The following is a 13565-nucleotide window of genomic DNA, read 5'->3' on the forward strand; positions in this document are numbered from 1 at the left end:
CTCTGCCGCGGGCCGGGCCGGGGGAGATGGAGGGAGCATGGGCGGACGGGCCCCGCTGCAGGGACGGGTGGCCGTGGTCACCGGATCGACGCGGGGCCTGGGGCTCGCGATGGCGCGGCTGCTGGGCCGCCACGGTGCCACGGTGGTGCTCGCGTCCAGATCGGACGACGACGTCCGGGGCGCCGTGGACATCCTGCGGGCGGAGGGCCTCACGGTGCACGGGCGCCGCTGCGACACGGGCGCCATGGTGGACGTCGAGGCACTGCGGGATGAGGCCCTCGCCCACGGCACGCTCGACATCTGGGTGAACAACGCCGGCACCTCAGGCGTCTACGGTCCCACCGCCTCCACGCCGCCGGAGGACTTCGAGAGAGTGGTCCGCACGAACATCCTCGGGACCTTCCACGGCGCCCGGACTGCCCTGCCCGTGTTCCTCGCCCAGGGCCACGGCGACCTCGTCAACCTCTACGGTCAGGGCGACCGCGGGCCGGTGGCGCTGCAGAACGCCTACGCCTCGTCCAAGGGCTGGGTCCGGCAGTTCACGGAGACGCTGCAGCGGGAGACCACGGGCACCGGGGTGCGGGTCCACGGGTTCAACCCCGGCCTCGTCATGACGGACCTGCTGGGCCGCGTCACCGCCCAGCGCGGCTATGAGCAGCGTCTGGGGGCGCTGCAGGTCGTCGTGGGCCTGTGGGGACAGGCTCCCGACGACGCCGCGCGCCCCCTGCTCCGCCTCGTCACCACGGAGGCCCCCGAGTTCCGGGACCTCCGCGGGCCGACGCTGGTGGCCCGCGGACTGCGCAGCCTCATGACAGGGCGCCTCCGCAGGGCCAGCCGTATGCCGCTCGCGGTCACCGTCGTGGACGGGGGCCCGCAGGCCCGATCGCCGCGGGCCTGATCCCCTCAGGCCCGGGCAGTCATTCCGGACTCCGGAGGATCAGGCCTGGGGCGCGATGAACGCGAGGTCCAGGGAGATCACGACCTTGTCGGAGACGAGGACGCCGCCGGCCTCGAGGACCGCGTTCCAGGTCAGGCCGAAGTCCTTGCGGGAGATCGTCGTCTCACCGGAGAGGCCAGCGCGGGTGGCGCCGAAGGGGTCGACGGCCACGCCGTTGAACTCGGTCTCGATGGTGACGGGCCGGGTGACGCCCTTGATCGTGAGGCTGCCGGTGACGTCGAACTCGTCACCCTTCGCCTCGATGGAGGTGGCCTCGAAGGTCATCTCCGGGAAGTTCTCCACGTCGAAGAAGTCGGGGCCCTTGACGTGGCCGTCGCGGTTGGCGTCGCCGGAGTCGAAGGACGCGGTCTTGACGACGGCGGTGGCTGTGGTGTCCGCGGCGGTTGAGCCGACCGACACCGTGGCGGTGGCCTCGTTGAAGCGGCCGCGCACCTTGGAGATGCCGGCGTGGCGGACGGTGAAGCCGATCTCGCTGTGCGAGCCGTCGAGGGTCCAGGTTCCGGTGGTGAGGCCGTGGGGCAGAGTCACTGTGGTTCCTCCTGAGTAGGTGTGCCGGAGCACATTTGATTGAAGCGTCAACTAACCGCTGATTCCATGAAAACATGCAGATGCATGGACCGCAAGCGCCTGTGGCCCACGTTACACAGGGAACTCTAGGGTGGGCGTGATAGTTCTACCCTTTGTAGAATCTCGGGCAGGGCCGTCTCCTGCGATTTCACGGCCGCCCACCACGTTTGAGAAACTGGAGCCATGCCCTCTTCGACCGTCCATCTGCTGCGCCACGGCGAGGTGTACAACCCTGCCGGCGTGCTCTACGGCCGGCTGCCGGACTTCCACCTGTCCGAGCGCGGCCGCCAGATGGCCAACACGGTCGCCTCCCACTTCGCCCAGCGTGCGCTCGACGGCGCGCGGGTGGTCCTGCTCGCGGCCTCGCCCCTGACCCGGGCCCAGGAGACCGCGGAGCCGAGCGCCAAGGTGCTCAACCTCGCCGTCCGGACCGAGCCGCGCATCATAGAGGCGGAGAACCACTTCGAGGGGCTCAGGGTCACCCCGCGCGAGCTCCTCAAGCCCAAGCACTGGCCCTACCTCGTGAACCCCCTCCGGCCCTCCTGGGGCGAGCCCTACGAGGCCCAGGCGGCCCGGGTCCTCGAGGCCGCACGTGACGCAGCCCGCGGGGCCGCCGAGCTGGGCGGCGAGGGTGCCGAGGCCATCCTCGTGGCGCACCAGCTGCCCATCTGGCTGGCCCGCCTGAAGGCCGAGGGCAGGCCCCTGCCCCACGATCCGCGCAAGCGCGAGTGCACGCTCGCCTCGCTGACCTCCCTCACGATCGACACCCTCACGGGTGCCGTGACCTCCGTCCGCTACACCGAGCCCGCCGCCCGGCTGCTGCCGGGCGCGGCCACGACCCCGGGGGCCTGAATGCCCCAGGAGCACCAGATGTCCCGTGCCGAGCTGCCCCTCGGGGCCGCCGCCCCCGCCACCTCGATCCGTCCGACGCGCCGCCGGATGCTCGCCGCGGCGGCCGCCGCGGCGGCCCTGCTCGTCGCCGCGCTCTCGGGCTGCGCGGCGTCCGACCCGCTCGCCCAGCAGGCGCGCGCGGGGGACAACAAGAACTACGTGGCCGGCGACGGCTCGGTGACGGAGTACGCGAAGGACACGCGCAAGCCCCCGGTCGACTTCGACGGCACGCTCTACGACGGCACGAAGGTCAGCTCCAAGGACCTCGCCGGGCACGTGACGGTGCTGAACTTCTGGTTCGCCGCGTGTGCCCCGTGCCGCCTCGAGGCGCCCGAGCTCGAGGCGCTGCACACCGAGTTCAAGCCGCAGGGTGTGGCCTTCTACGGCGTCAACCTGCGCGACGAGAAGGGCACGGCGCAGGCCTTCGAGCAGAGCTTCAAGCTCACCTATCCGAGTTTCAACGACAAGGACGGCCAGGTGCTGCTGGCCATGTCCGGCGCCGTCCCGCCCGGGGCCGTGCCCACCACGATCGTGCTGGACAAGCAGGGGCGGGTGGCCTCGCGCGTGCTCGGCCAGCTCGACAAGAGCACGCTCAAGGCCCTCATCACCTCCGCGGCGGCCGAGTAGTGGGCGGGATCTTCAGCGACACCGTCCTCAACGGCTCCCTCCTGCTCGCGCTGCCCGTGGCCCTGCTCGCGGGCGTCGTCTCGTTCCTCTCGCCGTGCGTCCTGCCGCTCGTGCCCGGCTACCTCGGGTACGTCACCGGGCTGACGGGCGTCGACCTGGCCAAGCAGCGCCGCGGCCGCATGGTCGCCGGCATCGGCCTGTTCGTGCTCGGCTTCACCGTGGTCTTCGTCGCGACCGGCGCGGTGTTCGGCCAGCTCGGCTCGTGGCTCGCCATCTCCTCCGGATGGCTCACGCGCGTGCTCGGGATCGTCGTGGTGCTCATGGGGATCGTCTTCATGGGCGGCCTCGGCATCTTCCAGCGGGAGGCGCGCGTCCACGCCCGACCGCCCGCCGGCCTCTGGGGCGCACCGCTCCTGGGCATCACGTTCGGCCTCGGCTGGGTCCCCTGCATCGGGCCGACCCTCGCGGCCGTGCAGGTCCTCGCCTTCTCGGACGGCCCGAGCGCGTACAAGGGCGCCCTGCTGACGTTCTTCTACTGCCTCGGGCTGGGTGTGCCGTTCCTGCTCATTGCCCTGGGCCTGCGCCGCGGCCTCGGGGCCATGGCGTTCTTCAAGAAGCACCGCCGCGCCCTCCAGGGGGCCGGCGGCGGCCTGCTGATCCTCGTCGGAGTCCTCATGGTCTCCGGGGTGTGGACCTACTGGATCAGCCAGCTGCAGATCTGGATCGGAACCGTGGAGCTGCCCGTCTGATGAGTGAGACGAAGTCAAAGCCTGAGACCCAGGACAAGAAGAACCCGAAGCCCGCCAAGGGCCGCAAGGGCAGGCAGGCCGCGCGCACCGACGTCGCCCTGCCCGCCTTGGGGGTGGTGGGCATGCTCCGCTGGGCCTGGACCCAGCTGACGAGCATGCGCACGGCGCTCTTCCTCCTCCTGCTCCTCGCCGTCGCCGCCGTTCCCGGATCGCTGTTCCCCCAGCGGCCCACGAACCCGGCCGTCGTGACCCAGTACCTCAAGGACCACGCCGACTACGGACCCCTCCTGGACAAGCTCCAGATGTTCGACGTCTACTCCTCCGTCTGGTTCTCGGCCATCTACCTGCTGCTATTCATCTCGCTGATCGGCTGCGTCGTCCCGCGGGCGATCGCCCACTGGAAGTCCTGGCGCTCCAAGCCGCCGCGCACCCCCGCGCGGCTGTCCCGCCTGCCGGTCTACGGCACGCTCGTGGTCCCGGCCGCGCGCGGCCTCGCGGCCGCCGATGCCGCCGAGCAGGCCGCGGCCCTCCTGAAGAAGCGCGGCTACCGCGTCGACCTCCGCCCTGCCGCGCCCGAGACCGAGGTGACGGACGCGCCCGACGGCGGTGCTCGCCGTCGGGCGTCCGCGTTCCACTCCGTGGGGGCCGAGAAGGGCTACCTCAAGGAGTTCGGCAACCTCTGCTTCCACTCCGGGCTCGTGGGCGTGCTCGTCTCGGTGGCGATCGGCGGCCTGTTCGGCTACAGCGGCCAGCGCACCCTGATTGAGGGCGAGTCGTTCGTCAACACCCTCGTCGGGTACGACACGTTCAACCCGGGCACCGACTTCCAGTCCAGCTGGCTTGCCCCGTACTCGCTCCGTCTGGACAAGTTCGACGTCCGCTACGACCGCGAGTCGGTCAAGCAGTTCGGCCAGCCGCTCGACTTCACCGCGCACGTGACCACGCGGGACTCGCCGGGCGATCCCGAACGGCAGCAGGACCTCAAGGTCAACGACCCGATCTCGATCGGGGCCACGGACGTCTACCTCGTCGGCAACGGCTACGCGCCGGTGGTGACCGTCCGCGGCGGCGACGGGAAGGTGGCCTTCCAGGGCCCCGTCCCGGCCATCCCGACCGACGCCGTCTACACCTCGACGGTCGTCATCAAGGTCCCCGACGCCAAGCCCACCCAGCTCGGCTTCGTGGGATTCTTCCTCCCGACCGCCGAGAAGGGCGCGAACAACGTCGCCTTCAGCGCCGACCCCGATCCGCTCAACGTCCAGCTCAACCTGAACTCGTACGTGGGCGACCTCGGGCTCGACAAGGGCAAGCCCCAGAACGTCTACGCGCTCGACGTCGCCAAGCTGACCCAGGTCAACGGCCGCGACAAGCCCGCCGGGGGCATCGTGCTGGGTGCGGGCCAGTCCTACAGCCTGCCGAATGGGCAGGGGTCGATCAGCTTCGACGGCCTCAAGCGCTACGTTGCCCTCGACATCCACCACAACCCGGGACAGGAATGGGCCCTAGGCTTCGCCCTGTTCTCCCTGGCCGGACTCATCTGCTCCCTCTTCCTGACCCGGCGGCGCCTGTGGGTGCGGGTGGGCCAGCACGAGGACGGGCGCACCATGATCGAGTACGGCCTCCTCACCCGCGGCGAGGACCACGGCGGCCTGGCCGCCGAGGGCCGGGCCGTGCGCGCCGCGCTCGCCAAGGCCTGGGACGTTCCCGGCGAGGACCCGGGGGCGCAGACTGGGAACGCGAAGACCACGTCGGCCAGCAACACCACGTCGGCAAGTACAACTACGTCGGCCAGTACAACCACCTCGGCCAGTACTCAGAAGGACGCCTGATGCCGCAGATCAATTTCACTCTCGGTGCGTACAGCGAGCTGTTCATGCTGCTTGCCGCCGGAACATACGTCGTCGCGTTCCTCGCCTTCGCGTGGGACATGGCCACCAGCGGGAAGGTCGCCCAGCGCGACGCCGCCCTGCTGGCCGGAGAGAAGGCCCAGTCCGCCGCGAAGGCGGAGGCCAAGCAGGCCGTGCTCGCCGGCGCCGGCAGAGGCACCACGACGGTGGACAGCTCCGGCCCCGCGCCGTCGAAGGCCTCGGGCTCCGGGGTCGTGGAGGTGGCCGATGCCGACCTCAAGTACCGCTCGCGCCGCAAGGGCGCGCGCGTCGGTGTCGCCCTCAGCATCCTCGGCCTCCTGATCCACGCGGCCGGCGTGCTCAGCCGCGGCATCGCGGCCGGCAGGGTGCCGTGGGGCAACATGTACGAGTTCTGCACCACGGGCGCCTTCCTCGTCGTCGCGGTGTTCCTCGTGGTGCTCATCCGCCGGGACCTGCGCTTCCTCGGCACGTTCGTGCTCGGCCTCGCGGTGGTCATGATGGTGGCCGCGGCGGTCGCGTTCTACATCCCGGTGGGCCACCTCGTCCCCGCGCTGCAGAGCTACTGGCTCGTCATCCACGTCTCGATCGCCGTGCTCTCCTCGGCGCTGTTCACGCTGACGTTCTCGATGGCTGTCCTCCAGCTCATGCAGAGCCGCCGCGAGGCGAAGATTGCCGCGGGGGGCCTCGACACCGGGTCGTTCATGCGCCTCGTGCCGAGCTCGCTGACCCTCGAGGCGCTGTCCTACCGCATCAACACCATCGCCTTCGTGGGCTGGACGCTGACCGTGATGTTCGGCTCGATCTGGGCCGAGAAGGCCTGGGGCCGGTTCTGGGGCTGGGACACCAAGGAAGTCTGGAGCTTCGTGATCTGGGTCGTCTACGCGGCCTACCTCCACGCCCGCGCGACCCGCGGCTGGACGGGCGTCCGCGCCGCATGGCTCTCGATCGTCGGCTACCTGTGCGTCATCTTCAACTTCACGGTGGTGAACATCTACTTCTCCGGCCTGCACTCCTACGCGGGCGTCAGCGCCGGCTGACGGCCGGGAGAGCCGGCTGACCGTCGGGGGAGCGGACGCGGCGCTCAGAGTCCGCGGAGGAAGTCAGGGTCGTCGTCCGGTGCCATCGGGCGGCGGCCCTTTCCGTCCCTGCCGCGCGGCGGGGTGGTGCCCCGCGGCCGGCCGAAGGCGAACCACAGGATGGTGCCCACGGCGGGGAGCACCGAGATGAGGAACCAGAGCGTCTTCGAGATGCCACCCCGGACGGCGCGGCGATCACTGAGTGCGCAGTCGACCATGCCATACAGCCATGCGACCAGGACGATGAGCCAGGGCAGGACGCGGATCATAGGACCATTTTAGTAAACTCGTCCAGTGGCCTCCCTCAAGTACTTCCTGCTCCGTGCCGTCCTGTTCGTGGTGCCGTTCGCGGTGTTCATGGTGCTGCGCATCGGAGTGGTCCTCTCTGCTGTATACGCCGTGCTCATCGCCTTCGCGATCAACTTCCTGTTCCTGACGCGCCAGCGCAACGCCGCCGCCAGCGAGGTCCGCGATGTCTTCGGCGGCCGCAAGCAGGTGCGCACCAAGCGCGAGCTCGCGGACGCCGAGGTGGAAGACGCGCTTGACGACGCACAGCGCGCCGACGAGGACGCCGAGTACGACGACGCCGAGGGCACCGCCACCGAGCGCAACGACGCCGAGGGTACCGGGGTTCCCGCTGAGAGGGCAGCGGATGAGAACCGAGACCGGACGCTGCAGGACCGGAAGGCCCAGAGCCCCCAGAGCCCCAAGAACCCCCAGGACTCCCAGAACCCCGGTGGGGAGGGAACGGCCTCCTAGCCCTAGAACGGGGGCGGCGGGTCGCCCTCGGGATAGGTGATGTAGCGCCGGCCGGCGGGAGAGGTCCATTCGATCGTCCCCGGCGGTGCGAGATGCCGGCGCACTGCGGCCAGTGCCTCCGGGCGGCCCGGGCGGTCCGGACGGTCCGGACGGTCCGCCCCAGCCTTTGGGCGCCCGGGACCGTCCGCCCCAGCCTTCGGGCGCCCGATCTGCCGTGCCCTCCAGTGGCCCTCGCTCTTGAGCCGATGGTGCTCCCTGCACAGGAGGCCAAGGTTGTCGGTGTCGGTCTCGCCGCCGCTTGCCCACGGCATGGTGTGGTCGGCGTCGGTGGCTGTGGAGGGCCTGTCGCAACCGGGGAACCGGCACACCATGTCCCGGGCCCCGAGCTGGTGGCGCATGGCGGCGCTCGGCTGGTACCGCGTGCGCCCGAGCGCGAGCGGCGCGCCGGTCCCCGGATCGACCCACAGCCGGGTCCACGTGGCAGCACGTGCGGCCAGGAGGCGCGCCGCGTCGGGATCGAGGGGGCCGTAGCCGAGGATCTCCCCGGGAGCATCCCCCGAACCCTCAAGTGTGGCCAGCGGGACCGTGACGACGATCTGGGCCCCCGGGCCTGCGGCGGGCCGGAGGTCTGCCGCAGACACGCCACTGACGAGGTCCGCGAACACATCGGCCCGCAGCTGGGGGAGCGTACGGCTCTCGGAGGGGCCCTGCAGGGACCGCGCCATGCTTTCGAGGCGGGTGTCGATCGCGGCGGCGTCCTCGAGCGGCAGATAGGCCGTGAGCCAGCACATGGCGTCTCCTGCGGGCTCGATGTCCACCCGGCGGTGCTCGCGGGCCTTCGCCTTGCGGACGGCGAGAGGGTCGGCGGCGTGCCTCTCGGCCAGCCGCCGGAGCTTCCGGCCGAGGGCGCCGGGGCTGGGGATCCCGTCCGCGTCCGGGCTGCCATCAGGGCCGGTGGGGGCTGCGACGGCGACGGCCTCGGCGACAAAGGCGGCCAGCCTTTCCTGCGGGACCGGCGTCGCAGCGTCGAGGATCGTCCGCGCCCGGCGCTGGGGGACGAGCCCGGCGTGCATGGCCTCGAGCAGGGGGCGCCACGCTGGCCGGGAGAGCTCGAGCGCTTCGGCGACCATTCCCTTCGCCGTGCGGGCTGAGAGCTTCAGTGCTGCCGAGACCTCGGACGCTGCGATCGACGGCGCCCCGAGACGCCGGAAGGGATCATCTGACGAGCCGCCCACCGCTCGCGCCAGGGAGGCCAGAGTGACGATGCGTTCGGCGGCGCGGGCGGCGTCGTCGCGGTCGATCCGCTCCAGGCGGGCGATCAGGAGCTGGGCGGCCTCGGCCTCGATATCGGCCACGATTGCGGCAGGGGACGGGAGAGCGCCGCCAAGATCGGTGCCCTCGGAGAGCTTGCCGTGGGCTGGCCCGGCCGTTTCTCCGTCCGCTGCTGCTCCCGCTGCGAGGTCATCTGCGATGAGGGCCAGCAGGTCGGGGTCGGGGCACGGAGGAAGGACGCCTCGTCGACGGGTCGTCGCGGCGCTCCCACGCGCTGAGCAGCCAGGGCTCAGGCTCGACGGGGCCGCCGGCGGCGGCACGCTCCTCTTCGGCCTCGCGGATCGCCTCGAGTTCGAGGGCGGCCCACCACGGCCCGCCCTCCCCGGCGGGGCCGATGGCCCCAGGGCGATCCCCGAACCCCTGTCCGACTCCCATAGACAGATACTAGAACGTAGCTACGACATTTTTGGAGGCTCCAAATGGCCGCCGGCCGCGGCCACCCCAGACAGTCTAGAAGAGGGTCTTCAGCACCACGGCGACCGTGAAGAGCCCGGCGTAGCCGAGGTTGATGAAGCCGGTCTGCTGGAGGACCGGGATGAGGCGCGGACCCTTCTTCCCGCCGAGCATGAGCCACGATGGGGTGAGGCACGCCGGGACGAGCAGCAGCATGATCAGCATCCACGGGTTCCACGGCGCCAGCAGGAGGGGCCCGAGCACCGCCACTCCGAGCATCCAGACGTAGGCCCGCCGCGCACGGTAGTCGCCCAGACGCACGGCGAGGGTCCGCTTGCCCGCCGTCTCGTCCGTCGGGATGTCGCGGACGTTGTTGGCCATGAGGAGCCCATCCGCGATGAGGCCCGTGCCGACGGCCCCGATCCAGGACGCCGCACTGAGGGTCCCCGCCTGCGTGTACGTGGTGCCGAGCGTGGCCACGAGGCCGAAGAACACGAACACGAACACGTCGCCGAGTCCCAGATAGCCGTACGGGTTCTTGCCGCCGGTATAGCCCCAGGCCGCCGCGACGCATCCTGCACCGACGAGCAGCAGCCACCAGGCCTGCGAGATCACCACGAGGATGAGGCCGAACACCATGGCGGCCCCGAACGCGAGGAAGGCGGCGCGCTTGACCTGGGCGGGCGCCGCAGCCTTGGAGCCAGTGAGCCGGAAGGGCCCCACGCGGTCGTCGTCGGTGCCGCGGATCCCGTCGGAGTAGTCGTTCGCGTAGTTCACGCCGATCTGGAGCAGGACCGCGACGAGCGCGGCCAGCACGGCGTTGGCCGGCCTGAACGCCCCCAGGCCGTACGCAGCCGCGGTGCCGATCACCACGGGCGCGACGGCCATGGGTAGGGTTCGCGGCCGGGAGCCGGAGATCCATTGGGCGGGTGTTGCCACGGGCTGATTCCTCTGACGGTGGTGGGTGGGTGAAGGCTGAGGGGCGGCGGTGCGCTAGGGCCTGCGGTGCCTGGCGGCCAGGAGTTCGGTGAGGGCCCGGCGGTCCGGCTTCCCGTTCGGCAGGAGCGGGAGCGACTCGAGGGCCAGCCATGACTTCGGCGCGAGCCGGCCGAGCAGCTCCGCGGCCGCCGCACGGATGTCCTCCGGCACCGTTTCCTGCCCGGCCGGCCCTTCCGGCGCCGCGAGGACCACGGCAGCGGCGAGCGCCTGCCCCCACTCCGGATCGTCGACGCCGGCCACGAACGCCTCACGCACTCCCGGCAGGGCCTCGACAGCCGCCGCCACCCGAGCGGCGGAGGCCTTGACGCCGCCGGTGATGACGACGTCGTCTGCCCTCCCCAGAATCCGGAGGCGACCGTCGGGCGCGAACTCGCCCACGTCGGAGCTGAGGTACCACCGGCGGCCGTCCGGGTCGGTGCGGAAGTGCGCCTCGGTGCGCTCCGGGTCTCCGACGTACCCGGCGGCCACCACGTCTCCGCCGAGCCATACCCGGCCGTCCACGAGCTCGACGTCGACCCCGTCCAGCGGCACCCCGTCGTACACACAGCCGCCGCAGGTCTCCGCGGAGCCGTACGTCGTCACCACCCGCACCCCGGCCCCGCGGGCCCGGTCGAGAAGGTCCCGAGGCATCGCCGCGCCGCCCAGGAGCACGGCGTCGAAGCGGGTGAGGGCCGCGAGCACCCGGGGCGAGCCGTCGTCGAGCAGGCGGCGCAGCTGGGTTGGCACGAGGGAGGTGAGCCGGATCGGGTCGGTGAGGGCCTCCGCGGCGTCGGCGAAGGCCTCGGGCGTGAAGCCGCCCGAGAGGTCCATGGCCCAGGGCCGCGTTCCGGCGAACAGGGAGCGGACCAGGACCTGCACGCCAGCGACGTAGTCGAGGGGCAGCGCGAGCAGCCACTGGCCCTCGCCCCTGAGGCGCATCGCCGTGGCCGCCGAGGACGCCGCGAGGGCCTCGACGGTGAGGGCGGTCGCCTTGGGTTCTCCCGTCGAGCCGGATGTGCGGACCACGACCGCCGTGCCCTCCGGCAGCGCGGACCCGTTGCTGTGCCCCGCCAATCCGGGGCCGCCCGGTCCGAACTCGACCGCCGGGCCCTCGCCTGCGAGCGCGGCGGCGAGGGCTGAGAGCACGGGGTCCAGGTTCACGGTGTGGGGGCGCCTCTCGTTGGGGGGTCTCTGGCGGGGTGGTGCGGGGTCTCTGGCAGCCGTGCGCTCAGAAGTAGTACGGGAACGCGGACCAGTCCGGGTCGCGCTTCTGCAGGAACGCGTCGCGGCCCTCCACTGCCTCGTCCGTCATGTACGCCAGCCGCGTGGCCTCGCCCGCGAACACCTGCTGGCCCGCGAGGCCGTCGTCGGCCAGGTTGAACGCGAACTTGAGCATGCGGACGGCCTGGGGGGACTGCCGCGCGATGTCCGCTGCGTACTCGAGCGCGACCTCCTCGAGCCGCGCATGCTCCACCGCCTCGTTGACCGCGCCCATGGCCACCATGTCCTCGGCCGAGTACTCGCGGGCCAGGAAGAAGATCTCCCGAGCACGCTTCTGCCCGATCTGGCGCGCCAGCAGCGCCGAGCCGTAGCCGGCGTCGAACGAGCCCACCGTCGCGTCGGTCTGCTTGAACTTCCCGTGCTCGCGGGAGGCGATGGTGAGGTCGGAGACCACATGGAGGGAGTGGCCGCCGCCGGCAGCCCATCCGTTGACCACCGCGATGACCACCTTCGGCATGGTGCGCATGAGGCGCTGCACCTCCAGGATGTGGAGGCGCCCCGCGCGGGCCGGGTCGATCGTCTCGGCGGTCTCGCCGGAGGCGTACTGGTAGCCCGCGCGTCCGCGGATGCGCTGGTCGCCGCCGGAGCAGAACGCGTGGCCGCCGTCCCTAGGGGACGGCCCGTTGCCGGTGAGGAGGACGGTCGCGACGTCCGGCGTCATCCGGGCGTGGTCCATCGCGCGGTAGAGCTCGTCGACCGTGCCCGGCCGGAACGCGTTGCGCACCTCCGGCCGGTTGAACGCGATCCGCACCGTGGGCAGGTCACGGACGACGGCGCCGCTCCCGTCCCGCTCGACCTGCCGGTGGTAGGTGAGGTCCTCGAAGTCGAAGCCTTCGACCGCGCGCCACCGCGTGGGGTCGAAGATGTCGGAGACCTTCTCGGGCAGGGCGGGCTGCTCATTCGCGGAAGTGGTGGTCATGTGGAAAGAGTCTAGTCGGCGGCGCACGCGGGAGAGCCCTAGGGGCGCACAGGGCTGCGCCGAGGTGCATTGGGGTCCCAAAGGCCTATGCCGCGGGCGTTCCTGCGGCGGCTGGGCCCACCGAGGCCCGCTCGACGAGGTGAGCCCTCAGCGGCAGCTGTTCCGCAGGAACCCGGTGGCCGAGCCGACGCAGCAACGCCCGGGCGGCTTCGCGTCCCATATCGTAGACCGGCTGTGACACGACGGTGAGAGGCGGATCCACCAGCTCGGTCCAGGGAAAGTCGTCGTAGGCGACCACCGAGATGTCCTCGGGCACGCGAAGCCCCCGGCGCTTGATCTGGCTGAGCACGCCCAGAGCAATGCGGCTATCCGAGCAGACGATGGCGGTCGCCGGCTCAGGGCGGTCGAGGAGGTCTGCGCACGCGCCGGCGAGCGCGTGATCGGATGCAGCATTGAGCTTCACCAGACTCCGGTCCCACTCCGCCCCGGCCTCTTTGAACGCCCGCTCAATTCCGCCCACGCGGTCGGCGACGGGGGAGAGGCCGAGGTCCGTGCCCTGTTCGTACGGTTCCTCGACGCGAAGGCTCGAGACGTAGCCGACGCGACGATGGCCAGCGTCGAGGAGGAGCCGCCCCACGTGGAGGGCTGCGTCTGCGAAGTCGACGCGGACGGTGTCGAGGCTCCAGCCGCGGACGCCGCGGTCGAACAGGACGACGGCGCGATCGTGGGCGTGTGCAGAATCCAAGTGAGCGGCCTCGGTGCTCGAGCAGGGGGCGACGATGAGGCCGGCCACTCGCTGCTGCAGCAGTTCCTGGACGGCGCCGACCTCGGCACCCAGGTCTTCGTCCGTGTTCACGAGGACCACCGTGTACCCGGCCTCGCGCACCTCGTCAGAAATTCCGCGGAGCGCCAGCCCGAAGTGGGCGTTCTCGATGTCCCCGACCACAACCCCAATCGAGTTGGACCGCCCCGTGGTCATGCTCCGTGCAAGCTGGTTGGGCCTGTAGCCGAGCTCCTCGGCGGCCGAGACCACGACGGAGAGCACCTGCTCGCTGACCGCCCCGTAGCCGCCGAGCGCCCTCGCGGCCTGCGCCTTCGACACTCCCGCGGCCCGCGCCACATCCGCCACCGTCGCCTCGCGGACTCCTTGCTCTCGTTTCGTCACAT

Annotated in this window: 15 protein-coding genes; 7 read left to right on the forward strand and 8 right to left on the reverse strand. The window is 71.3% G+C overall.

Going from position 1 to position 13565, the window contains the following annotated elements:
- Positions 1-37 precede the first annotated feature (37 nt).
- Entirely contained in the window at positions 38-898 is an 861-nt protein-coding gene (locus tag ACYVKZ_RS18990) for an SDR family NAD(P)-dependent oxidoreductase (RefSeq protein ID WP_460993773.1), read from the forward strand.
- 39 nt (positions 899-937) lie between these two features.
- On the opposite strand, the gene ACYVKZ_RS18995 is transcribed toward ACYVKZ_RS18990, so the two are convergent.
- The gene (locus ACYVKZ_RS18995; RefSeq protein ID WP_460993774.1) at positions 938-1486 is read right to left on the reverse strand and encodes a YceI family protein; all 549 of its coding nucleotides are present in this window, start codon (positions 1484-1486) and stop codon (positions 938-940) included.
- A gap of 222 nt (positions 1487-1708) precedes the next feature.
- Between ACYVKZ_RS18995 and ACYVKZ_RS19000 the strand changes: the two genes are divergently transcribed.
- From ACYVKZ_RS19000 to ccsB, 5 genes are all read left to right on the forward strand, one after another.
- The gene (locus tag ACYVKZ_RS19000) at positions 1709-2377 is read left to right on the forward strand and encodes a histidine phosphatase family protein (protein ID WP_460993775.1); all 669 of its coding nucleotides are present in this window, start codon (positions 1709-1711) and stop codon (positions 2375-2377) included.
- Positions 2378-2464: 87 nt separating this feature from the next.
- A complete protein-coding gene (locus tag ACYVKZ_RS19005; RefSeq protein ID WP_460993906.1) occupies positions 2465-3043 on the forward strand; it encodes a TlpA family protein disulfide reductase in 579 nt (192 codons plus the stop codon).
- On the forward strand, positions 3043-3792 hold the full coding sequence (locus ACYVKZ_RS19010; protein ID WP_307004924.1) for a cytochrome c biogenesis CcdA family protein: 750 nt from the start codon (positions 3043-3045) through the stop codon (positions 3790-3792). Before ACYVKZ_RS19005 ends, ACYVKZ_RS19010 begins: the two co-directional genes overlap by 1 nt.
- On the forward strand, positions 3792-5621 hold the full coding sequence (gene resB, locus ACYVKZ_RS19015) for a cytochrome c biogenesis protein ResB (protein WP_460993776.1): 1830 nt from the start codon (positions 3792-3794) through the stop codon (positions 5619-5621). Before ACYVKZ_RS19010 ends, resB begins: the two co-directional genes overlap by 1 nt.
- Positions 5621-6697: a c-type cytochrome biogenesis protein CcsB gene (gene ccsB, locus ACYVKZ_RS19020; protein ID WP_460993777.1), complete on the forward strand. Its 1077-nt coding sequence runs from the start codon at positions 5621-5623 to the stop codon at positions 6695-6697. Before resB ends, ccsB begins: the two co-directional genes overlap by 1 nt.
- Positions 6698-6741: 44 nt before the next feature.
- Here ccsB and ACYVKZ_RS19025 read toward each other — a convergent pair whose 3' ends face one another.
- Complete coding sequence (locus ACYVKZ_RS19025; RefSeq protein WP_307004918.1) at positions 6742-7005, reverse strand: PLD nuclease N-terminal domain-containing protein; 264 nt, start codon at positions 7003-7005, stop codon at positions 6742-6744.
- A gap of 25 nt (positions 7006-7030) precedes the next feature.
- Between ACYVKZ_RS19025 and ACYVKZ_RS19030 the strand changes: the two genes are divergently transcribed.
- Complete coding sequence (locus ACYVKZ_RS19030; RefSeq protein ID WP_460993779.1) at positions 7031-7495, forward strand: DUF4229 domain-containing protein; 465 nt, start codon at positions 7031-7033, stop codon at positions 7493-7495.
- A gap of 2 nt (positions 7496-7497) precedes the next feature.
- Here the strand turns inward: ACYVKZ_RS19030 and ACYVKZ_RS19035 are convergent, their stop codons facing one another.
- The 6 genes from ACYVKZ_RS19035 to ACYVKZ_RS19060 form a co-directional block, all read right to left on the reverse strand.
- Positions 7498-8850, reverse strand: coding sequence for an HNH endonuclease signature motif containing protein (locus tag ACYVKZ_RS19035; protein ID WP_460993780.1), 1353 nt, complete (start codon positions 8848-8850; stop codon positions 7498-7500).
- A gap of 106 nt (positions 8851-8956) precedes the next feature.
- Positions 8957-9202 carry a hypothetical protein gene (locus ACYVKZ_RS19040; RefSeq protein WP_460993781.1) on the reverse strand — a complete coding sequence of 82 codons (246 nt, stop codon included), beginning with the start codon at positions 9200-9202 and terminating at the stop codon, positions 8957-8959.
- Between the two features lie 75 nt (positions 9203-9277).
- Entirely contained in the window at positions 9278-10159 is an 882-nt protein-coding gene (locus ACYVKZ_RS19045; protein ID WP_460993782.1) for a 1,4-dihydroxy-2-naphthoate polyprenyltransferase, read from the reverse strand.
- A 54-nt stretch (positions 10160-10213) separates the two neighbouring features.
- Positions 10214-11359: an AMP-binding protein gene (locus ACYVKZ_RS19050; RefSeq protein WP_460993783.1), complete on the reverse strand. Its 1146-nt coding sequence runs from the start codon at positions 11357-11359 to the stop codon at positions 10214-10216.
- A 67-nt stretch (positions 11360-11426) separates the two neighbouring features.
- Positions 11427-12398, reverse strand: coding sequence for a 1,4-dihydroxy-2-naphthoyl-CoA synthase (locus tag ACYVKZ_RS19055; protein ID WP_460993784.1), 972 nt, complete (start codon positions 12396-12398; stop codon positions 11427-11429).
- An 85-nt stretch (positions 12399-12483) separates the two neighbouring features.
- Positions 12484-13563 carry a LacI family DNA-binding transcriptional regulator gene (locus ACYVKZ_RS19060; RefSeq protein WP_460993785.1) on the reverse strand — a complete coding sequence of 360 codons (1080 nt, stop codon included), beginning with the start codon at positions 13561-13563 and terminating at the stop codon, positions 12484-12486.
- Between the last annotated feature and the right edge of the window lie 2 nt (positions 13564-13565).

Source organism: Sinomonas soli (genome assembly GCF_054782415.1).

What these genes read in the sequence shown, in the direction of transcription:
- ACYVKZ_RS18990 (WP_460993773.1), top strand. Translation starts at nt 38, where the DNA reads ATGGGCGGACGGGCCCCGCTGCAGGGACGGGTGGCCGTGGTCACCGGA.
- ACYVKZ_RS19000 (WP_460993775.1), top strand. Translation starts at nt 1,709, where the DNA reads ATGCCCTCTTCGACCGTCCATCTGCTGCGCCACGGCGAGGTGTACAAC.
- ACYVKZ_RS19005 (WP_460993906.1), top strand. Translation starts at nt 2,465, where the DNA reads ATGCTCGCCGCGGCGGCCGCCGCGGCGGCCCTGCTCGTCGCCGCGCTC.
- resB (WP_460993776.1), top strand. Translation starts at nt 3,792, where the DNA reads ATGAGTGAGACGAAGTCAAAGCCTGAGACCCAGGACAAGAAGAACCCG.
- ccsB (WP_460993777.1), top strand. Translation starts at nt 5,621, where the DNA reads ATGCCGCAGATCAATTTCACTCTCGGTGCGTACAGCGAGCTGTTCATG.
- ACYVKZ_RS19025 (WP_307004918.1), bottom strand. Translation starts at nt 7,005, where the DNA reads ATGATCCGCGTCCTGCCCTGGCTCATCGTCCTGGTCGCATGGCTGTAT.
- ACYVKZ_RS19040 (WP_460993781.1), bottom strand. Translation starts at nt 9,202, where the DNA reads ATGGGAGTCGGACAGGGGTTCGGGGATCGCCCTGGGGCCATCGGCCCC.
- ACYVKZ_RS19055 (WP_460993784.1), bottom strand. Translation starts at nt 12,398, where the DNA reads ATGACCACCACTTCCGCGAATGAGCAGCCCGCCCTGCCCGAGAAGGTC.